Consider the following 20,914-nt stretch of genomic DNA (forward strand, 5'->3'; position numbering starts at 1 on the left):
TGTGGATGTGACCGCTGGCAGCAGGCGTAAAAATGGGGTGTCGCGACCCCAGACCCCTTTGCTTCTGAGCACTGTGCTCATGGTGTACGTGGGTCAGATGACCCTCAACCCGATCATTGCCCCACTGGCCCGTGACCTCGGGCTGCAGGACTGGCAGGTGGGGGTGACCATCTCCAGCGCTGCGCTGATGGTGGTGCTCACCTCGCAGGTCTGGGGCAGGCGTGCCCAGGCACTGGGTGCCAAACCCGTGCTGGTGGCAGCGTTGTCCATGGCTGTCATCACCATGGCCCTGTTCACCTGGGTGACGGCCGTGGGGCTGAGTGGCGGGCTGAGCGGGTGGCTGCTGTTCGCCCTGTTCCTGCTGCTGCGCGGTGTGGCGTTCGGGGTGGCCATCGCCGCAGTGCTTCCCACGGCCCAGTCCTATATCGCCGAGGTCACCGACGACGGTCCGGAGCGTGTCAAGGGCATGGCCGGGATCGGTGCGGTGCAGGGGCTCGCGTCCATCCTGGGAGCCATCATCGGGGGTGCGCTGGCCGGATTCGGACTGCTCGTCCCCATCGGCGTGATTCCTCTGATGATCGGCATCAGCCTGATCCTCGTGGCTCTCCAGCTCGGACATGGGGAACGCGGCCAGCTCATCGCGGCCCCGAAGCGGGTCAGCCCAGCCGATGCGCGCATCTGGCCGTTCCTGCTCGCCGGGTTCGGCATGTTCACGGCTCTGGGATTCATCCAGGTCACGGCGGGCTTCCTCATCAAGGACCGGCTCCTGCTGGGCTCTGAGGAGGCGGGCCAGATCACCGGCCTGATGATGCTCTGCATGGGGCTGGGCATGGTGCTGTCGCAGGTGGTGATCGTCCCCAAGAGCACGTGGGCTCCGCCCACGCTGCTTCGCGTTGGGACGGTGGTGTCTGCGCTGGGATTTGTGGCCCTGCTCCCGGAGACGGGAATGTGGCTGTTGCTCGTCGCCCTCTCGCTGCTGGGTCTGGGGCTCGGGATCGCCATCCCCGGGTACATGGCGGGGCCCACCATGCTGGTGCGGCATGACGAGCAAGGTGGAGTCGCCGGGGTGGTCGGCGCGACAAACGGCCTCACCTACGTCATGGCCCCGACGCTCAGCACCATCCTGTATGGCTGGTGGCAGCCCCTTCCTGTCGTAATCTCGCTGATCGTGTTGACGTTCGTTGCCGTATTCGTGACGGTGCACCCGGCTTTCCGACGTTTCCAGCCACTCGCGGAGCAGCAGGAGGTTGAGCTTTGACGGCGGCGGAGGGGCGAAGAGGGCGTCCGCCCCGGCTCACCCGGGGGATGGTGGCGCAGGCGGTGCTTGAGACCGGTTTCCCCAGGCTGACGTTCGCGGCGGTGAGGGAGCGTCTCGGGGTGGGGGAGAGCACTCTGTTCCGTTATGCACCCGACCGTGATGAACTGGTGCGGTTGGGGCTCGGCCTCGTCATCGGGTCCATAGCCTGGCCCGAGCTGGAGGGGACCTGGCGTGAAGTGCTGGCCCGGTACGCCCACTGCGCCTGGTGGGGGTATGAAAGCCACCCCGGCTCGGCCACCGAGGTGTCCAGGGGCATCATTCCATCTGAGGGAATCCGGATCCTGGACGATGTGTGCGTCCACCTGATGGACTGCGGGTTCACCGCGCAGGAGGCGGTACTGTCCTGCGACCTGGTGTTCGACCTCGTGGTCGACAGCCGCCGCGGCGTGGAGCACCTTGATGGGCTGCTGGGTGATGACGGCTCAAGGCGCGCAGAGATCAAGGAGGTCTGGGGTTCGGAGGCAGAGACCGGTTGGGACGCGTGTCACAGGGCCGTTGCGGAGGCGAGACGAGCCGCCGTCGGCGTCGCCCCCTTCGAGTGGTTCCGCAGAAAGCTGGAGGTGCTCCTGGACGGTCTGTCCGTGACCATCGGGCACAACTCCGACAACCTCCCTGTCGAGCGTCCGGAGTGATCGGCTGTGCCTGATGATTGGGTCCAGGGCGCTTTCGTGGGCTACAGTGATGCGTCGGCCTCATTGGCCCGGCCCGGGGCGTCGCTGACCAATCCCCGGGTTCCCTGAGCCGGATACCGGCTGTCAGCATCGCGCATCAAGCGCCAACGGCCGTCTTGTGTTGAGAGCTTCTCTTATGGGACGAGACGAGCCACAGCCCGCGGATCTCTCCGCTGGGCCCGAGACGAGCACGTTTGAGGACCTGACATGGCCATGCCCAAGAAGAAACCCAAGTCGCACAAGGCGGACGGTACCCCGAAGAGACGTTGGACCGCCGCCGAGCGCGCAGCCCGCGGCCACAAACCCCGCAAATCCGGAGGAGTCCGCAACCCCGAGGCGCGCGCCCGGCGCGACGAGATCCCGGGCCGCGTGGAACGCGCCGACTGGCATGAGCGTCGCGACGACCCCCGTCAGTCCCGGTTCTCCCGTGATGACAGGGATGGCGACCACTCGCGAGGCGGGAGATTCCGCGACCGCGACGAGCCCTTCCGCGACGGGGGGCGGCGGGGCCGGCGGTTCGGGGACTCGCGTGAACGGTTCCGCGGGGATGACCGCCGCGACAGTGGCCGCTGGCGCGGTGAGCACGATGCCGACCGGCGGGAAGGCCGGCGATATGATTCGCGCCGGGACTGGGACAGGGATTCCAGGCGTCCGGGACGGCGTGACGTCGATCGCGACGCTGATCGTCGTGGTTGGCGCGATGACCGAGGCTTCGAACGCCATGACTCCGACCGTCGACGTGGCTTCGACCGGGACGACCGCCCCCGCGGCTACCGGGGCCCCGCCAGGGGACACCATGACCGTTCCCGTGGTCGCCGCGAACACGAGCCCCGTGGCTTCGACCGCCGCCGAGACCATGAGCCCCACGACGTCCAGGATTCCGGTCTGGACCAGATGAGCTGGCAGGCCACCACCGTCGACGTTGAGGTCACCGAACGCGACGAGACCTCAGGGTTCGCCGAGCTGGGGGTGGCCATCCCGCTCGTGGCGGCCCTCGCCCAGCAGGGCATCACAGATCCCTTCCCGATCCAGCGCGCCACCATCGCCGACGCCATCGCGGGTCGGGACGTGCTGGGGCGCGGACGCACCGGCTCCGGGAAGACCCTGGCCTTCGGCCTGCCGCTGCTGACCCGTCTGGCTGCCGGTGAGGCGACAGGTACCCCCCCGCGCCGTGGTCCTGACCCCCACCCGCGAACTGGCGTTGCAGATCGCCGACAACCTGTCCCCGCTGGCCGCCGTGATGGGGCTACGCCTGTTCCTGGTGGCTGGTGGCATGGCCTACGCGCCGCAGATCAAGGCCTTCGAACGGGGAGTGGACGTGGTGGTGGCCACCCCCGGCCGGCTCATCGATCTCCTGGAGCAGGGAGCCGCCGACCTCAGCCAGGTCGAGGTGATGGTCCTCGACGAGGCCGACCACATGAGCGACCTCGGTTTCCTGCCAGCCGTCACCACCATCCTCGACGCCGTGCCGGCCGACGGGCAGCGGCTGTTGTTCTCCGCCACCCTCGACGGCGCCGTCGACAAGCTGGTCAGGCGCTATCTCGCGGATCCTGTGACCCATGAGGTGGACTCTGGCAAGGCGTCGGTGACCACCATGAGTCATCATGTGCTGCTCCTGGCACCACATCACAAGAACCAGGTCACGGCTGAGATCGCGAACCGCGAGGGCAGGACCGTCATCTTTGCCCGCACCCAGATGGGAACCGACCGCATCGCAGGACAGCTGCGCGACGCCGGGGTAATGGCGGGGGCGCTGCACGGCGGTCTCACCCAGGGGGCGCGTGCGCGCATCCTCGCGGCCTTCAAGAGCGGGGAGGTGCCTGTCCTGGTAGCCACCGATGTGGCGGCGCGGGGCATCCACGTCGACGACGTCTCCCTGGTGCTCCAGGTGGACCCGCCCAAGACCCACAAGGACTACCTCCACCGCGCCGGGCGCACTGCCCGGGCAGGGGAGGAGGGGGCCGTGGTGAGTCTCGTCCTGCCGCATCAGCGCAAGCAGATGCGCCGCATGGTGGGTCAGGCCGGGGTCAAGACTGAACCGGTTGAGGTGACGCCGGGCAGCGAGGCGCTCACGTCGCTGACAGGTTCCCGGCCCTGCCTCGGTGCGCCTGTCACGGAGGCCGACTACCAGGCCCTGATCGCACCTCGCCCACAGCAGCGACGCCGTCCCGGCGGCGGCCGTGGCCGCGGCCCCTGGCGGCGTGGCGGGCGGCGGGATCGTGGCCACCGGGAAGACCGGGATTAAAATCTGCCCGCCATGACCGACACTCTTCAGGTACGGCTGGCCACCGCAGCCGATGCCCCAGGAATGCTGCGCGTCAGCCAGACCGCCTTTTCCGCCCGTCGCCCCGCAGGGCCCCCGCCAGCTGCGCTTTCAGACAGTCTCGCTGATGTGGAGCGGGCCCTGGCCAAGGGGTGGGGGGTGTGCGCCTTCGACGGCGGTCGCATGGTCGGGAGCCTGCTGGTGGCGCGGGACGGCGAGACCGCCACATTGCGGCGGGTCTGCGTCCTCCCCGATGCGGCCGGCCGCGGAGTCGCGAAGGCTATGGTCGGCGGTGCCGTCTCGCTCGCGGTGGACGCAGGCCTGCGGAGAGTGGAACTCCTGTGCCGCCCTGAATTCCCGGAGCTCGCGAAGTGGTGGTCGGAGCATGGCTTCACCCTGGTCCGCCAGAACACCGACGGGCTGGTCCTGGGACGTGACCTGCCCGTCGGGATTACCGTCCCCACGCCTGGGGCGATGCAGGCCCTCGGAGTGGAGCTGGCGGGCCTGCTCCGGGCCGGAGACGTGATCATCGCCACCGGCGGGCTGGGTGCGGGCAAGACCACCCTTGCGCAGGGCATCGGTGAGGGCCTGCGCGTCGAGGGGCCGGTGATCTCACCCACTTTCGTGCTCTCCCGCATCCACCCGTCTGCCGGTGCCGGCCCCAGCCTGGTGCACGTCGATGCCTACCGCATGACGGACGCGGGAGAACTGGCTGACATCGACCTCGATGCCACCCTGCCGGAGGCGGTGACCCTCGTCGAGTGGGGGGAGGGGCTTGCTGAATGGCTCTCGGAGGACCGTCTGGAGATAGACATCGACCGTCAGGCCGGTGATGATGCCCGATACGTGACCCTGACCGGCGTCGGTCCCCGCTGGGCCGGAGCGCTGGAACCCCTGAGGAGGCAACCATGACCTGGACCCTGGGAATCGACACCTCCCACCATGTGGCCGCCGGCCTCGCCCGGGACGGGGAGCCGGTGGCCTCCGAGGTGGTGCCCGACACCCGGGCCCACGGCGAGACCCTCATCCCCTTGGTCCAGCGTCTCTGCGCCTCGGTGGGTATCGCCGTGACCGACGTCGGCGCCTATGCCGTCGGGATGGGTCCTGGGCCGTTCACCGGGCTGCGGGTCGGAATCGTCGCGGCCCGGACTCTGGCATCGGTCTCGGGCAGGCCTCTGCATGGCGTCTGTTCCCTGGATGTGCTGGCCGCGCAGTGGGTCGACGCGCCGCCGGAGTTCGTCGTGGCCTCCGATGCCCGGCGCAGGGAGTTCTACTGGGCGCTCTACCGGGACGGCACCAGGGTCGACGACCCCCAGGTGAGCGCACCGGAAACCCTGCCCGGCTTGCCTGCGGCCGGCCCGGTCTTCGATGATCCCGCTGGTCCGCGGGCCCTCGACGCGGGCGTGCTGGCAGCCTGCTGGGGCAGCCTGCCGCCCGTTGACGGCGAACCCTTCTACCTGCGGCCCGCGGACGCCACGGTGCCGAAGGCCCGCAAGTCGGCGCTGCCCCGGCTCAGGGCCCCGCGATGATTGTCCGTCCAGCCCACCCGGCGGATGCTCCCGCGCTGGCCGGCCTGGAGACTGCGTTCCCGATGCGGCGGCGCTGGTCGGAGGTGTCCTGGCTGGAAGAGATCTCTGGGCCCGGGCGGCTCGTCGAGGTTGCTGAAGCCGGCACGGTGATTGCCTGCGCGGCCTGGCGCTGTGCCGGGGAGACCGTCGACCTGGACCGGATCATCGTCGCTGGGGAGCATCGTAGGCGGGGGATCGCGGCTCATCTCCTGGAGAGCGGGCTTTCCTGGGCCACGAAGCAGGGCGCACGGAATGTGATGCTGGAGGTGGCCGATGACAATCCGGCGGCCATCGAGCTCTACCGTGGAGCCGGGTTCGCCGCTGTCGCCCGGCGTGCGAGCTACTACGGCGGCGCCGATGCGCTGGTCCTGGAGATGACGCTGGCACCGGAAGGCGTGAAGGAGTACCAATGAGCGAACCGTTGATCCTGGGTATCGAGTCCTCGTGCGACGAGACCGGCGTGGGGATCGTCCGCGGCGACCAGCTGCTGGCCAGTGAGGTCGCCAGCTCCGTCGACCTGCATGTGCGTTTCGGCGGGGTCGTGCCGGAGATCGCATCCCGTGCGCACCTCTCGGCTTTCGTACCGACCTTGGAACGCGCCGTCGCCGCCGCTGGCGTTGACCTCGCTGAGATCGACGCCAGCGCGGTCACCGCCGGGCCCGGCCTGATGGGGGCGCTGCTGGTGGGAATCTCGGCCGCCAAGGCCCTCGCCGCGTACCTCGGCAAACCGCTGTACGGGGTGAACCACCTCGTCGGGCACATCGCCGTCGACCTCCTCGACCACGGCCCCCTCCCGATGCCCGCCCTGGCCCTGCTGGTCTCCGGAGGTCACACCTCCCTGCTGCACGTCCGCGACCTGGCCCGCGACATCGAGGAACTGGGCTCCACCATCGACGACGCCGCGGGTGAGGCCTACGACAAGGTGGCGCGACTGCTCGGCCTGCCCTACCCGGGTGGTCCCGTCATCGATCGCGCCGCGGCCGGTGGCGATCCCGCGGCCATCCGTTTCCCGCGCGGCCTGACGGCGCGCCACGACCTCGAGAAACACCGCTTCGACTTCTCCTTCTCCGGGTTGAAGACGGCGGTGGCGCGTTGGGTGGAGACCGCCCGGTTGGAGGGCCGGGAGGTTCCTGTGGGAGACGTGTGCGCCAGCTTCCAGGAAGCCGTCGCCGATGTGCTGGTCTCCAAAACCCTTGACGCTGCCCAGCATCTCGGGGTGGAGACGATCCTGCTCGGAGGGGGAGTAGCCGCCAACTCACGGCTGCGTGGACTGCTTGAGGAACGGGCCGGCGGAGAGGGGCTTGCGGTGCGGCGACCGAGGCCGGGGCTGTGCACCGACAACGGGGCCATGATCGCCGCCGTCGGCCTGACAGCCGTGCGCGCAGGATTGCCGTCGTCGCCGCTGGACTTCTCCGCTCAGACCGGGCTGCCGGTCACTCGGATTGTGGTCTGAACTGTGGTCTGATAAGGGGTCTCACGTATCAGATACGTAACAATATGTCTCACAACTGACCCCCGGGGTGCGTGATGACTTCGACTACCACTAGGGTCCGATGCCAACCGGTCCTGTGGTGGGACCGCATGTCGGCTCACGACAAGGAGAAAACATGAAGTTCAGGGGAACCAAGGCGGCCCTGGCTGTGCTGGTGAGCGGAGCGCTGGTGCTCAGTGCCTGTTCCAGTGGCGACGAGGCCGAAGACAATGCCAAGCCCGCAGCCTCCGAGACCGCCATCGGAGGCGACAATCCATGCGTCCGGGACGTGGGTATCAAGGAGACTGCCGATGGTCAGGTGGTCTACAGCCCCGGCGCTGGAAACTGGGGTGCCTACAACTCGCTCACCTCGGCGACGAACTCCGTCTACAACCAGGTGGTCGTTGATCAGCTTCTCGGTAATTTCTGGTACTTCGGTACTGACGGCACCATCTGCGAGGACAAGGAATTCGGTTCTTTCGAGACAGTCAGCCAGGACCCGCTCGAGATGAAGTACACCATCTCCGACAAGGCTACGTGGTCGGATGGAACCCCTGTCACCATCAACGACTTCCTGCTGGCCTGGGCCGCCCAGAACCCCGAGTTCGTGGCGCCGGGTCTGATCAGTGGAACGGACGAGAATGCCCAGGCTGTCTTCAACCATGTCTCCACGGTGTGGGCGGAACAGGTCCCGGAGGGGCCGCAGGGTGAGATCAACGGCAAGACCTTCACCATGAAGTTCAAGGGCAATTACCCTGACTACAAAATCATGGTGGATCCCCCGCTCCCGGCCCATGTGGTCGCCAAGCAGGCCGGTCTTACCTCCGACCAGCTTGCTCAGGCGATCCTGAGCCGCGATGCGGACACGGTCAAGAAGGCGGCTGATTTCTGGAATAGCGGCTGGATCTTCAACCCGGGCGAGTTGCCCAATTCCGATCTGGTCCCGTCCTCGAACCGCTACCAGCTCAAGGCGTGGAAGGACAACAACGTCACTCTGGAGGCGAACCCGAACTACTGGGGAACCCCAGCAGGGACGAAGAATCTGGTGTTCTCCTACGTGGACGACAACCAGATGGCGCAGTCGCTGCAGAACGGTGACCTGGATGTGATTCGTCCGCAGGCTACCGTTGACACCGTCGACACCCTTAAGGGCATGGGGTCCTCCGTCAACATGTCGACCTACTCGGAACTGACCTGGGAACACCTGGACTTCAACTTCCGTGACAACAACGTGTTCTCTGACTCCCAGGGTGGACAGAAGCTGCGCGAGGCCTTCGCCTACTGCATTCCGCGCCAGACCATCGTCGACACCATCATCAAACCGATTGATCCCAATGCGACGGTGATGAACGCCCGGGAAGCGTTCCCGTTCCAGTCCGACTACAAGACGATCACTTCAACGTCCTACGATGGTCGGTACGACACGGTCGACATCGAGAAGGCCAAGCAGCTGGTGGCAGAAAGCGGCGTTCAGACTCCCGTCAAAGTTCGGCTCGGATACAAAGCCGGCAACCAGCGGCGCACGGAAACCGTCCAGGCCATCCAGTCCTCCTGCAAGGATGCCGGCTTCAACGTGGTGGATTCCCCTGCGCCGGACTTCTTCCAGAAGGATCTCGTGAATGGCGACTACGAGGTCGCTCTTTATGCCTGGTCGAGCTCCGGTCAGATCGTCACCGGACAGAACATCCAGGCCACCGGTAGGCCCCAGAACTACGGTAAGTACTCCAACGCGACAGTGGACCAGGCCTGGGACAAGATGACCAACACCCTTGACCGGGGGGAGCAGCTCGAGCAGCTCAAGATCATCGAGAAGACGGAATGGGACACACTGTTCAACATCCCGCTTTACGCCCACCCGGGCGTCACCGCGTGGAAGAACAAGGTCAAGAACGTCCGCCCCACATCCACCCAGACCCTGACGTCCTGGAACGCCTACCAATGGCGGGTGAAGTGACATCTGATCTGATCTGAACTGAACTCTTTCGTGGGGGTGGGCTGTCTTGGAGGCTCGCCCCCACGAACTGTTTCCAAGGGACTACTCGTCTCAAAGGTGAAAGGTGGCCGGCGCATTGTTGCCCGGAAGTGCTCTATCATCGGGCGCTATGGGTCAGCCAGGCGTTGGCCTGACAGCCTCCTGGAATAGGAACTCTCGTGATCAAGTACATTGCCAAACGCTTGGGGATCTCTGTGGTGGTCCTCCTGCTGGGCTCTCTGCTGATGTTTGTCCTGGCCATCAACGCAGGTGATCCGCTGGCGGATCTGCGCGAATCGAACTCGCCCAACAGGGACAACCTGATGAAGCAACGGATCGCCTTCATGGGGCTCGACAAGCCTTGGTATGAGCGGTACTTGGAGTGGCTCGGAGGCGCGGCGAAGTGTCTGTACGGCCAGTGTGACCTGGGTACTGCCAGCAGCGGTCAGCCCGTTACCGTCCTGCTCTCCTCGGCGGCCTCGGTCTCGGTCAGGCTGGTGATCTTCGCGGTCTGCCTGGCCATTGTCACGGGTGTCATTCTGGGCATCCTGACCGCCATCAGGCAGTACAGCGGATTCGACTATGCCATCACTTTGATGGCTTTCGTGTTCTTCTCGCTCCCGGTGTTCTGGTTTGCGGTGCTACTGAAGCAGTACGCGGCCATCGAGTTCAACAACTGGATAGAGAAGGCGCGTTTCGCGCCCTTGACGATAGCGGTGACAGCTGTGGTACTCGCCTTCATCGTTGCAGCGATCGTCGGCGGTTCGTGGAAGCGGCGCCTGATCACCTTCGGGTCCCTGGCCGTGAGTTTTGCCGGGATCATGGTCTACTTCGACGCCGTGCGCTGGCTCCGTAAACCCGTCTTCGGGATCCCCATGTACATCCTGGTGGTGATTGGCATCGGTGCCCTGATGGTCGTGCTCACCAGCGGTTTTGAGAACAAGAAGGTGCGCAACGCAGTGGGGGCAACGGTTCTTGGGGGGATCATCGGCTATGTCGCTCTGCGTGGGGAGTTGATGACGAATCCCTCAGTGCCGCTGCTGCTCGGTCTGCTGGCAGCCGCCATCGTGGTCGGCATTGCTGCGGGGCAGCTGCTGGGTGGGTTCTCCAAGCGTCAGGCGACCTTCGCCTCGGTGATCACCTCGCTGCTGGCCTCTCTGACTGCGATGATCGATCTGCTGCTGAGCAACTGGGCCGCCTATCTGAAGGACGTCGATCACCCCATCCCCACCATCGGAGCGTCCACGCCGAACCTGGACACCAGCTGGTGGGGATACACCATCGATGGCCTCACCCACATACTGCTCCCGACGATGGCGCTGACCCTGATCTCGATTGCCTCCTACACCCGGTATACACGAGCCTCCATGCTGGAGGTCCTGAACCAGGACTACATTCGCACAGCCCGTTCCAAGGGTGTTTCCGAGCGTAAGGTCATCACCCGTCACGCGTTGCGTAATGCCCTGATCCCACTTGCCACGATCGTGGCATTCGACTTCGCCGGTCTCGTCGGTGGCGCGGTTATCACCGAGACCGTCTTCGGCTGGCAGGGCATGGGCATGCTCTTCAAGGAAGGGTTGTTGGCCGCCGACCCCAACAGGATCATGGGCTTCTTCCTAGTGACAGGTACCGCCGCCGTCGTCATGAACATGGTGGCCGACATCGCCTACGCCTTCCTCGACCCGAGGATCTCCCGATGAGCCCCACAGAACCCGAGGAAAAGATGTCCGAGCAGAACAAACCGGAACAACCGGAACACAAAGACGCAGAGCAGGCCACCTCGGAGCAGGGGCAAGGCGTCCCTGAAACCAGTGAACCCGATCAGGTGAGTCCGGATCCGGGAGAATACGAATTGGAAGAGACGATCGACGAAGCGGGCCGGAACTCCTACTCTCAAGGCGCCCTGGTGCGTCGCCGTTTCCTCCACCACAAGGGAGCGATGGCGGCGAGTATCATCCTGCTCCTGGTCATTGTGCTCGCGTTCTCCTCCAGCCTCTGGTGGCCGAAAAACCACGTCGACCTGTACCCGCTGGCCAAAGCGAACGGTGCCCCCACCTTCCAGCTGTGGCCCTTCTCCTTGGGGGAGAACCCCTTCGGGCAGAACACCATTGGCAAGGACTACTTCGCCCTGGTGATGCAGGGCACCCAGAAGTCCGTGATCATCGCCTTCGTCGTCGGTTTCATTGCGACCGCGATCGGAACCGTCGTCGGCTCCGCTGCCGGCTACTTCCGTGGGCGTGTCGAATCAGTCCTCATGCGGGCCACTGACCTCGTGATCATCATCCCGCTGCTCGTATTGGCCGCGGTGTTGGGGCGCATGGTCGACGGTGCGAACATCTACATTCTGGCCGGAGTGCTGGGGCTCGTGGTGTGGACCGGGATGGCACGCCTGGTGCGTGGCGAGGTGCTTTCGTTGCGGGAACGTGAGTTCGTGCATGCGGCCAAAGCCATCGGTACATCGGATTGGCGCATCATCTTCCGGCACATCCTACCGAACTGCATCGGCACCATCGTGGTGAACTCGACCCTGCTGATTGCCTCGGCCATTCTGTTGGAGACGGCGCTGTCCTACCTGGGATTCGGAGTCAGGTCTCCCGAGACCTCGCTGGGTCTGTTGATTTCCGAGAACCAGGCTGCCATGGGCACTCGACCCTGGCTGTTCTGGTGGCCGGGCCTGTTCATCCTGGTCATTGCGCTGTGCGTCAACTTCATCGGCGACGGCCTGCGCGATGCCTTCGACCCGCGGCAGCAGATGGACTGAGGGGAAAGAAATGAGCACTGAAGTCAACGAGACCACTCCGTCTTCCAAAGAACTCGAGCCGGTGCTCCAGTTCAGGGAACTGGATGTCAGCTTCCGTACTGAGTTCGGGCGGGTTCAGGCCGTCAAGGGCGTCAGCCTCGCGGTCAAGCCCGGCGAAGTGGTGGCCTTGGTCGGCGAATCGGGTTCGGGCAAGTCGGTGACAGCCACCACGGCCCTCGGTCTGCTGCCCAGGACCGCGCGTATAACCGGCGACACGATGGTTGCGGACAAGACAGTGGGGAGCCTCAGCCCGCGTGAAATGCGCAGTCTGCGTGGCAATCGTGTTGCCATGGTTTTCCAGGAGCCGATGACTGCCCTGAACCCGGTCATCAAGATCGGCGAGCAACTCACCGAGTCGATGGAGGTGCACAACGTCGCACACGGTGAGGTCGCCTGGCAGAAGGCGATCGACCTGCTCAAAGCCGTCGGTATCCCGAATGCGGAGCGGCGCGTCAAGCAGTACCCCCACGAGCTATCCGGTGGTATGCGGCAACGTGTGGTGATCGCCATGGCCCTTGCCTGCGACCCCGAGGTGATCATCGCCGACGAGCCCACCACTGCCCTCGACGTGACCGTGCAGGCCGACATCCTCGATCTGCTGAGATCGCTGAAGGAAAAACTGAACACCGGAATCCTGCTCATCACCCACAACATGGGTGTCGTGGCGGACATGGCCGATCGAGTCGCAGTGATGTTCAAGGGCAACATCGTCGAACGCGGTACGGCAGAGGAGGTCCTCCTCAACCCGCAGCACCCCTACACCAAAAAACTCCTGGACGCGGTTCCGCACCTGGGGGCAGGGCATGGCCAGTTCGGTTCTGTACCGTCCGATGTCGCCGAGAACGCCACGTCGGCCCTCGAGGTCAATGAACTGGTCGTGGAGTACAAACGCACCGGAAAAAGACCGTTCCGTGCGGTTGACGGCGTCACCTTTGACGTGAAACGCGGTGAGATCGTCGGCCTGGTGGGGGAGTCGGGTTCCGGGAAATCCACCATTGGCAGGGCGCTGTTGGGACTGATCCCAGCCGCCGGGGGCGACGTGAAGGTGCTCGGCCAGGAACTGGTCCGGGGAGCCAGCTCGAAGAAGGGCCCACAGGGCCGAAACCTGAAGGAGCTGCGGCGCCGTATCGGGGTGATTTTCCAGGACCCTGCCGCATCCCTTAACCCGCGCCTTCCCATTGGCGATGTGATCTCCGAACCACTGGAGGTGCACAAGGTCGGGGACAAGGCATCGCGGCAGAAACGGGTCTACGAGCTGCTGGAGGCCGTCGAGCTTCCAAGGAGCGCCTTCAACCGTTATCCGCACGAACTCTCCGGCGGCCAGCGGCAGCGTGTCTCGATCGCACGCGCGCTCTCGCTGAGCCCGGACCTGCTGATCGCCGACGAGCCGACGTCGGCTCTCGACGTGTCGGTGCAGGCCCAGGTGCTGGGAATGCTGACCGACCTGCAACGCGATTTCGGCTTTGCCTGCCTGTTCATCAGCCATGACCTAGCCGTCATCGACTCCCTCGCCCACCGTGTCGTCGTGATGCAGCACGGCAAGATCGTCGAGAAGGGGGATCGTGCGCAGGTGCTACTCGATCCGCAGGAGGAATACACCAAACGGCTCCTGGCCGCTGCCCCCGTCCCGAATCCCATCGAGCAGCGCGAACGGCGTGAGGAGCGTCACCGCCTGCTGGCGGCGTTGGGTGACGAAGTCGTGGAACTCGACACCCGCGAACTGGATCAGTAGAGGTCCTCGGCGCGAGCTGGTCGACTCGAGGGGGTTTTCAATCCCCCGATCCCATCAGCTTGTCGATGGCCCTGCGGTCCTTCTTCGTCGGGCGCCCCGCGCCGCGATCGCGTTTGGCAACTGGCACGTTGAGGAACGCGGGACGTTCGGGGGAATGGTCCACGTAGGCCTTCCGGGCGATGGGTGCTCCGACCCGCTTGCTCAGCAGTTCCATCACCTCGAATTCCCGTGTCCAGCCGGGCTCTTTGACGGTGACGCGATCCCCGGGCCTGATTGTGTGTGCCGGTTTGACGGGGTCGCCGTTGAGCCGGATGTGCCCTCCGGTGACGGCTTTCGTCGCCAGTGAACGGGTCTTGAAAAGCCGGACGCTCCACAGCCACACGTCGATTCGGGTCATGCAGGAATTCTAGGAGAATTGCGGATGAGTGCCTGCCGCCAGGTCTTTCACGAACTGAGTGGTTTCGGCTCGGTCGGCTCAACCGGAACCCCTAGGCTGCGTGTGTGGACATTCTGAGCGATGACGGTGCCATGGCTCTGGAAATGGCGGCAGCGGAGTCCGATCCGGATTCACTCGGCGCAGCCGAGCGGCTGCGGCGGCGTTTCCCGTCGGAACTGGCTGCTGCTGCTCTGACCCAGGTGGCCCTGAGGCGCCGGGCCCGGGGGAAACTGCCGATGGCGGAACAGATGTTTTTCACCCCCGATGGGTTGGAACAAGCGACTCGCTGGGTGGTGGCCCGGTGGCGTGCCGCCCGGTTCGTCGATACCGGTGTCAGCGAGGTCTGGGACCTGGGATGTGGGATCGGGGTTGACGCGATGGCCCTCTCGGAGGCGGGCCTCGGCGTTCATGCCGTCGAATTGGATCCTGTGACCGCTGCCCTTGCCCGGGCCAACCTGGCTTTGGTCGGGGGTGGAGAGGTGACCGTGGGGCGCGCCGAGGACGTCCAGGTTCCCGAGTGGGGTGGGATCTTCCTCGACCCGGCCCGCCGTACCGCGCGGGGCCGGACCTGGGACGTCGCCGACCTCACCCCGCCGTGGCCGCTGGTGGAAGGCCATCTGACGGGGGAGCAGGCAGCCATCGCCAAGCTCGGCCCTGGCCTGCCGAAGCAGCTCATCCCTGACGGCGCCGGTGCCGCGTGGGTCTCGGTGGGGGGAGATGTGGTCGAGGTCATGCTCAGCAACATTTCACCGCCTGGCCCCAGGGCTGTGGTGTTTCCCAGGGGAGAGACCGAGCCCGACATCCTGGTGCGGGGCGCCGGGCCGCTGCCCGTCGCCCCGCCGGGAGGGTTCATTCACGAACCCGACAATGCCGTCATCCGTGCCGGGCTCGTCGCGGAGGCCGTCCCAGGCGGCTGGCTGCTGGCCGCCGGGGTGGCCTATGCCTCCTCTGAGGCCCCGGCCTCCAGCCCCTTCGTGACCGACTATCAGGTGCGCGAGGTCCTCGAATACGACGTCGCCACCCTGAGGCGCTGGGTCCGGCAGCACCGCATCGGGCGGCTGGAGATCAAACGCCGCGCCATCGACGTCGATCCCGCCGTTCTGCGGAAACAGCTGAAACCGAGGGGCGACGGGGCCGCGACCCTGCTGCTGGCCCGGACCGCCGCCGGAGCCAGGGCCTTCGTGGTCGAACGGGTGGGCTGACCTGCTGTTCGAGATGGAGCAGCCGCTCGGACTTCTTACTCCCGGGCGCCTGGGGTGCGCATCGCCGAGCTCGTGGACGCCGAAGTGGATCTGGTTCCTGAAAGCACGCTGCGCCCTGGCCTCAGGCAGCGGGTGCTGGAGGAGGCGGTCCCGCTGTGAGGTGTTCGGATCCGACACTTTCTTGGCACTCGGCTTGATTGAGTGCTAACGGGGGTATAGCCTTTTTCTGGCACTCGGTAGGCCCGGGTGCCACCCGGGTGGCACCCGCGACGACGCCCGGACCGGACACCGAACTGAATCCGGCGTCAGCCGGACAACTACAGAAAGGGGTTTGTCGTGGCAACCACGATCAAGCCGCTCGAGGACCGCGTCCTCGTCCAGCCGCTCGAGGCCGAGCAGACCACCGCTTCCGGCCTGGTCATCCCTGACACCGCCAAGGAGAAGCCGCAGGAGGGCCGCGTCGTGGCCACCGGGCCCGGCCGCATTGATGACAAGGGCAACCGCGTTCCGCTCGACGTCGCCGAGGGCGATGTCGTGGTCTTCAGCAAGTACGGCGGCACCGAGGTCAAGTACGACGGCACTGACTACCTGCTGCTCAACGCCCGCGACATCCTCGCGGTCGTAACCCGCTGAATCGGGAAGTGACAGATGGCTAAGATTCTGCAATTCGATGAGGAGGCCCGCCGCTCTCTGGAGCGTGGCGTCGACATCCTCGCAAACACTGTGAAGGTGACCCTCGGACCCAAGGGCCGCTACGTGGTTCTCGACAAGAAGTGGGGCGCCCCCACCATCACCAACGACGGCGTGACCGTCGCCAAGGAGGTTGAGCTGGAGGATCCGTACGAGGATCTCGGCGCTCAGCTGGCCAAGGAGGTCGCCACCAAGACCAACGATGTGGCGGGTGACGGCACCACTACCGCTACGGTGCTGGCTCAGGCCCTGGTCCATGAGGGCCTGCGGGCTGTTGCCTCCGGAGCCAACCCCGTCGGGCTCAAGCGCGGTATCGACAAGGCAGTTGAGGCTGTCGTCGAGCGGCTGCACGAGAACGCCCGCGCGGTCGACACCACCGCCGACATGGCGAACGTCGCCACCATCTCCTCACGGGATGAGCAGATCGGTGAGCTGATCGCCGATGCCTTCGACAAGGTGGGCAAGGACGGCGTCATCACCGTCGACGAGTCCCAGACCTTCGGCACCGAGCTGGAGTTCACCGAGGGCATGCAGTTCGACAAGGGCTACCTGTCGCCCTACTTCGTCACGGACGCCGACCGCATGGAGGCCGTCCTGGAGGATCCCTACATCCTCATCAACTCCGGCAAGATCTCCTCCATGAACGACCTGCTCCCGCTGCTGGAGAAGGTCATCGCCGCCAAGGGCACCCTGTTCGTGGTGGCCGAGGACGTCGACGGTGAGGCCCTGTCCACGCTGGTCGTCAACAAGATCCGTGGCACCTTCACCTCCGTCGCCGTCAAGGCCCCCGCCTTCGGTGACCGCCGCAAGGCCATGCTCGAGGACATCGCCATCCTCACCGGCGGCCAGGTCGTCGCCCCCGAGGTGGGTCTCAAACTGGACCAGGTCGGCCTTGAGGTCCTCGGCCGCGCCCGTCGCATCGTCGTCACCAAGGACACCACCACCATCGTCGACGGCGCTGGTGAGCAGTCCGAGGTTGCGGGCCGCGTCGCCCAGCTGCGCGCCGAGATCGAGCGCACCGATTCCGACTGGGATCGCGAGAAGCTCCAGGAGCGGGTCGCGAAACTCGCCGGTGGCGTGTGCGTCATCAAGGTCGGTGCCGCCACCGAGGTGGAGCTGAAGGAGAAGAAGCACCGCATCGAGGACGCCGTCTCGGCCACCCGCGCGGCCATCGAGGAGGGCATCGTCGCCGGTGGCGGCTCGGCCCTCATCCACGCCGCCAAGGTGCTCGACGGCGATCTCGGCCTGGCTGGAGACGAGCGGGTCGGTGTCGCGATCGTCCGCAAGTCTGTGGTGGAGCCGCTGCGCTGGATCGCCGAGAACGGTGGTGAGGCCGGTTACGTGATCACCTCCAAGGTCGCGGGGCTGGAGCCGGGTCAGGGGTACAACGCCCGCACCGGTGTGTACGAGAACCTCATTGAGGCCGGCGTCATCGACCCGGTAAAGGTGACCCGTTCCGCGCTGGCCAATGCCGCATCCATCGCCTCCCTGCTGCTCACCACGGAGACCCTCGTGGTGGAGAAGAAGGAAGACGAAGAGGACAAGTGAGCTGAATCCTCTTTGAGGGGGCTCCAGGGCAGTGATCCTGGAGCCCCCTCAATGTGTTTTCACAAGGGATTTTGCCGCTGGTTCGGGTGCATGCGCCGACGGAGCTTCCGACAGCCTTTGGTAGAAAAATAGAAGTAAGTGTCATCCAATTGGACGACTTGTGACTAATGGAAGCGCTCTCATAAGTTGACGTCAATGACTCAACGGTGAATCATCTTCATCGCTGGTCGGACCGCATGTTCCCTACCGAGCGGAGCTCAGAATGTCCATCAGTCGTCGCAGCATCCTGGCCACTGCAGTTGCGCTACCCGCGGTAAGCCTGCTGGCAGGTGCACCTGCTGCATCGGCGCGGTCGCGCAGAACCTTCTATCTTGCCGAGAATGGCAACGATGAGGCTGCCGGCACCTCCACTGACGCGCCCTGGAAATCCATCGACCGGGTCAACAAGGCCATGGCCGAGGGGGATATCGCGTATGGCGACACCATATTGTTCCAGCGTGGTCAGCGTTTCTACGGGGAGTTCCCCAGTCTGCCGGACCCCTCCGGTGATGAGCGGCTGACGTTTGGCGCCTATGGCAAGGGTGATCGCCCCCAGATCATGGGGTACAAGGTGCTGAACAAACGTGAGGCCTGGTCGAAGGCCGGCGCGAACCTCTGGCAGATCTACCTGGGAGATGCCAACAACTACTTCGGGAACACCTCCTCGACGGAGGAACGTGGGGGCAACGTCGGCCTGCTACGCCTGAACAACAACCTGCACGGCAATAAGAAGGCATCTGTGGCCGAGCTCAAGGCCGACTGGGACTTCCACTCGGACTCGACCACCAAGGTGTTGACCATCTGCATCCCAGAGAATCCGACCGGCTACGGTGATCTCCGTGTCGCCGTCGACGGCCGCATCTTCCAGGCCAGGTCGAACACCACCATTCAGGGCCTCGACCTGATTGGTTGTGGCGGCCATGGAATCCAGGTGGTGGGCGCCTCTGGGGTCCGCATCTTCAACAACCGCGTCCGCCAGATCGGCGGCAGCGAGCTGATCGGCTACAGCGTCCCCAACACGCGCTACGGCAATGGCATCGAGATGTGGATCGGCAGCAGCGACGTGATGGTGGAGAGCAACATCATCTATGACGTCTACGACGTCGCTGTCACCCTTCAGGGCGAGCAGGAGAACGACTTCATCGGATGGAAGAACGTCCACGTGAAGAACAATCGGATCACACGCTGCAGCCAGTCCTTCGAGGTGTGGTCACGCGGGAACAACCTGAGCTCCGGCGCCGGGTATGTGAACTGCTCCTTCACCGGCAACAACTGCACCGATGCGGGCATCGGCAGCTGGGGCTACGAGGCCCGTCCGAACAAGGACGAGGGCGGTGTGCACCTGCTTGCTTACAACGAGGAGCTCCCCATGGAGCTATCCATCACGGGGAACCGGTTCATTGGGGCTAAGAATGCCTACATGTACCGTCTGACTGAGGGTAAGTCTCGGATGGTCATCGACAACAACGAGATCGAGCTGGCCGCGGGGCAGCGTCTCCAGCAGCCGCGTCCCCCGGAGAAGCAGGAGCAGCGGGAAGAGACCATCGAACAGCATGAGGCGTGGTCGGACGCGACTGGATTCGACAAGAACAGCACCTTCAAGATCGCTGGATCCAACAACTGAATCGTGGGCCTGGTGGGGCGCGTTCTCCGAAGCGCGCCCCACTGGTCATGCTGCGAAAGTCTCGCGAAAAGGTATCGCGGCGGTGTCGGCCATTCGGTTGACTTGAGTTGCTGGGAGCGCTCTCATAAGTTGGCATAAATGCCCGGCAGAGAGCCTTTCGTTGCCGGTAGCACCGCAGATATCTTCTACTGAGCGGAGCCTCGAATGTCCATTAGTCGTCGCCGTATTCTTGCCACGGCCGCAGCCTTGCCTGCCGTCTCACTCCTAGGAGGTGTTTCCGTAGCTTCCGCCGCTGGCGGCAAGACCTATTACGTCGCAGAGGACGGTAATGATAAAGCCGATGGCACCTCGGAAGGTGCCCCCTGGCAGTCCATCAACCGGGTCAATGAGGCCTTTGTCAAAGGGCAGATTGTCCATGGCGATAGCGTTCTCTTCAAGCGTGGTCAGCGTTTCTATGGTGAATTCCTCAGGCTGAGGAATGTTCAAGGCGGTGATGGTATCCTCACCATTGGAGCTTACGGCACTGGCGAGGCTCCGCAGATCCTAGGGTACAAGATTCTCAATAAGGCCGATGCCTGGCAGTCGGCCGGAAACAACCTGTGGCAGATCAATCTGGGGGATACCAATAACTACACTGGCAATACCTCGTCGGATGAAAGCAAGCGAGGCAATGTCGGCCAGCTGTGGGTCAATGGCGAGCACCACCTCAATAAGGTGGGTTCCCTGGGCGAGCTGAAGTCCGACTGGGATTTCTACTCGGATCATAGTTCGAAGTCCCTGACCGTACGAGCTCCGAAGAATCCTGCCGAGGTCGGTGAGATCCTGGTCGCGGTCGATGGAAACCTCGTTGATGCCTATTCGGTATCCAACGTCACGGTTCAGGATCTCGACCTGGTCGGTACCGGTGGCCACGGGGTGAGCATCCATGGGCAGTGCTCTGGCATCAAGATCCTCAACAATAAGATCCGCCAAATCGGTGGCAGCTACACCCCGCTTAAAAGCGGCTGGATTCGTTATGGGAATGGCATCCAGGTCTGGATTGGCAACAGCGATGTGCTGGCAGAGGGCAATACCATTGAGGATGTCTTCGATGTCGCAACCACCATGCAGGGGCCGCAGGAGGGCAATCTCCTGGGCTGGAAGAGCGTGCACTACAAGAACAATCACATCACGCGCTGCAGCCAGTCCTTCGAGGTGTGGGCGACTGGCTCCAACCGTGGGTCGGGTGCCGGGTACCAAGACTGCTCCTTCACCGGCAATGACTGCTCCGATGCAGGTGTCGGCTGGGGATATGAGGCTCGCACGAACAAGGATGAGGGTGGTGTGCATCTTCTTTCCTATGCCGAGGATCTGCCGATGGACCTGAAGGTCACTGGGAATCGTTTCATCGGTGCTCAGAATGCCTACATGTATCGCTCGCCACAGGGCAAGTCGCAAATGGTCATCGACAACAATGAAATCCAGCTTAAGGCGGGACAGAAGCTGCAGCAGCAGCGCTCTGAGACCATCGAGCAGCATGAGGCGTGGTCGGGCGCGACAGGATTCGACAAGAGCAGCACCTTCAAGATTGCCTGATCGGG

17 protein-coding genes and 1 pseudogene are annotated in these 20,914 nt (G+C 64.6%); 17 read left to right on the top strand and 1 reads right to left on the bottom strand.

Annotation, left to right across the window (positions count from 1 at the left end; translation table 11 throughout):
* The first annotated feature begins 37 nt into the window (after positions 1-37).
* The 12 genes and pseudogenes from SK1NUM_RS04980 to SK1NUM_RS05035 all read left to right on the top strand — a co-directional run bounded on the left by SK1NUM_RS04980 (position 38) and on the right by SK1NUM_RS05035 (position 13,795).
* The gene (locus SK1NUM_RS04980; protein WP_263407073.1) at positions 38-1,258 is read left to right on the top strand and encodes an MFS transporter; all 1,221 of its coding nucleotides are present in this window, start codon (positions 38-40) and stop codon (positions 1,256-1,258) included.
* Positions 1,255-1,950 carry a TetR family transcriptional regulator gene (locus SK1NUM_RS04985; RefSeq protein WP_223927824.1) on the top strand — a complete coding sequence of 232 codons (696 nt, stop codon included), beginning with the start codon at positions 1,255-1,257 and terminating at the stop codon, positions 1,948-1,950. The genes SK1NUM_RS04980 and SK1NUM_RS04985 overlap by 4 nt, the downstream gene beginning before the upstream one ends.
* 427 nt (positions 1,951-2,377) lie before the next feature.
* The gene (locus SK1NUM_RS04990; RefSeq protein ID WP_223928038.1) at positions 2,378-2,887 is read left to right on the top strand and encodes a hypothetical protein; all 510 of its coding nucleotides are present in this window, start codon (positions 2,378-2,380) and stop codon (positions 2,885-2,887) included.
* Positions 2,884-4,234, top strand: a pseudogene (locus SK1NUM_RS04995) (DEAD/DEAH box helicase). The gene SK1NUM_RS04990 and the pseudogene SK1NUM_RS04995 overlap by 4 nt, the downstream one beginning before the upstream one ends.
* A 12-nt stretch (positions 4,235-4,246) precedes the next feature.
* Positions 4,247-5,164 carry a tRNA (adenosine(37)-N6)-threonylcarbamoyltransferase complex ATPase subunit type 1 TsaE gene (tsaE, locus tag SK1NUM_RS05000; RefSeq protein ID WP_212326097.1) on the top strand — a complete coding sequence of 306 codons (918 nt, stop codon included), beginning with the start codon at positions 4,247-4,249 and terminating at the stop codon, positions 5,162-5,164.
* Positions 5,161-5,781, top strand: coding sequence for a tRNA (adenosine(37)-N6)-threonylcarbamoyltransferase complex dimerization subunit type 1 TsaB (gene tsaB, locus SK1NUM_RS05005; RefSeq protein ID WP_212326113.1), 621 nt, complete (start codon positions 5,161-5,163; stop codon positions 5,779-5,781). The genes tsaE and tsaB overlap by 4 nt, the downstream gene beginning before the upstream one ends.
* Positions 5,778-6,233 (top strand): GNAT family N-acetyltransferase, encoded by a 456-nt coding sequence (locus SK1NUM_RS05010; RefSeq protein ID WP_212326115.1) that lies wholly within the window; start codon positions 5,778-5,780, stop codon positions 6,231-6,233. Before tsaB ends, SK1NUM_RS05010 begins: the two co-directional genes overlap by 4 nt.
* Positions 6,230-7,273 (top strand): tRNA (adenosine(37)-N6)-threonylcarbamoyltransferase complex transferase subunit TsaD, encoded by a 1,044-nt coding sequence (tsaD, locus tag SK1NUM_RS05015; RefSeq protein WP_212326124.1) that lies wholly within the window; start codon positions 6,230-6,232, stop codon positions 7,271-7,273. Before SK1NUM_RS05010 ends, tsaD begins: the two co-directional genes overlap by 4 nt.
* A gap of 154 nt (positions 7,274-7,427) precedes the next feature.
* Positions 7,428-9,245, top strand: coding sequence for an ABC transporter family substrate-binding protein (locus SK1NUM_RS05020; protein WP_212326126.1), 1,818 nt, complete (start codon positions 7,428-7,430; stop codon positions 9,243-9,245).
* A gap of 197 nt (positions 9,246-9,442) precedes the next feature.
* Positions 9,443-10,963, top strand: a complete 1,521-nt coding sequence (locus tag SK1NUM_RS05025; RefSeq protein ID WP_212326128.1) for an ABC transporter permease — start codon at positions 9,443-9,445, stop codon at positions 10,961-10,963.
* Positions 10,960-12,024, top strand: a complete 1,065-nt coding sequence (locus SK1NUM_RS05030) for an ABC transporter permease (RefSeq protein WP_212326130.1) — start codon at positions 10,960-10,962, stop codon at positions 12,022-12,024. The genes SK1NUM_RS05025 and SK1NUM_RS05030 overlap by 4 nt, the downstream gene beginning before the upstream one ends.
* 10 nt (positions 12,025-12,034) lie before the next feature.
* The gene (locus tag SK1NUM_RS05035) at positions 12,035-13,795 is read left to right on the top strand and encodes an ABC transporter ATP-binding protein (RefSeq protein WP_212326132.1); all 1,761 of its coding nucleotides are present in this window, start codon (positions 12,035-12,037) and stop codon (positions 13,793-13,795) included.
* 37 nt (positions 13,796-13,832) lie between these two features.
* Here the strand turns inward: SK1NUM_RS05035 and SK1NUM_RS05040 are convergent, their stop codons facing one another.
* The gene (locus tag SK1NUM_RS05040) at positions 13,833-14,192 is read right to left on the bottom strand and encodes an RNA-binding S4 domain-containing protein (RefSeq protein ID WP_212326134.1); all 360 of its coding nucleotides are present in this window, start codon (positions 14,190-14,192) and stop codon (positions 13,833-13,835) included.
* Positions 14,193-14,296: 104 nt separating this feature from the next.
* On the opposite strand from SK1NUM_RS05040, the gene SK1NUM_RS05045 reads away from it, so the two are divergent.
* The 5 genes from SK1NUM_RS05045 (at position 14,297) to SK1NUM_RS05065 (ending at position 20,909) form a co-directional block, all read left to right on the top strand.
* Positions 14,297-15,433 (top strand): THUMP-like domain-containing protein, encoded by a 1,137-nt coding sequence (locus tag SK1NUM_RS05045; protein ID WP_212326136.1) that lies wholly within the window; start codon positions 14,297-14,299, stop codon positions 15,431-15,433.
* Positions 15,434-15,769: 336 nt separating this feature from the next.
* On the top strand, positions 15,770-16,066 hold the full coding sequence (gene groES, locus SK1NUM_RS05050) for a co-chaperone GroES (RefSeq protein ID WP_212326138.1): 297 nt from the start codon (positions 15,770-15,772) through the stop codon (positions 16,064-16,066).
* A 15-nt stretch (positions 16,067-16,081) separates the two neighbouring features.
* Positions 16,082-17,671, top strand: a complete 1,590-nt coding sequence (gene groL, locus SK1NUM_RS05055; protein WP_212326140.1) for a chaperonin GroEL — start codon at positions 16,082-16,084, stop codon at positions 17,669-17,671.
* Between the two features lie 262 nt (positions 17,672-17,933).
* Positions 17,934-19,334 (top strand): right-handed parallel beta-helix repeat-containing protein, encoded by a 1,401-nt coding sequence (locus SK1NUM_RS05060; RefSeq protein ID WP_212326142.1) that lies wholly within the window; start codon positions 17,934-17,936, stop codon positions 19,332-19,334.
* Positions 19,335-19,538: 204 nt separating this feature from the next.
* A complete protein-coding gene (locus SK1NUM_RS05065; protein ID WP_212326144.1) occupies positions 19,539-20,909 on the top strand; it encodes a right-handed parallel beta-helix repeat-containing protein in 1,371 nt (456 codons plus the stop codon).
* Positions 20,910-20,914 lie beyond the last annotated feature (5 nt).

Origin of the sequence: Arachnia rubra, assembly GCF_019973735.1 — a bacterium.
GTDB lineage: Bacteria > Actinomycetota > Actinomycetes > Propionibacteriales > Propionibacteriaceae > Arachnia > Arachnia rubra.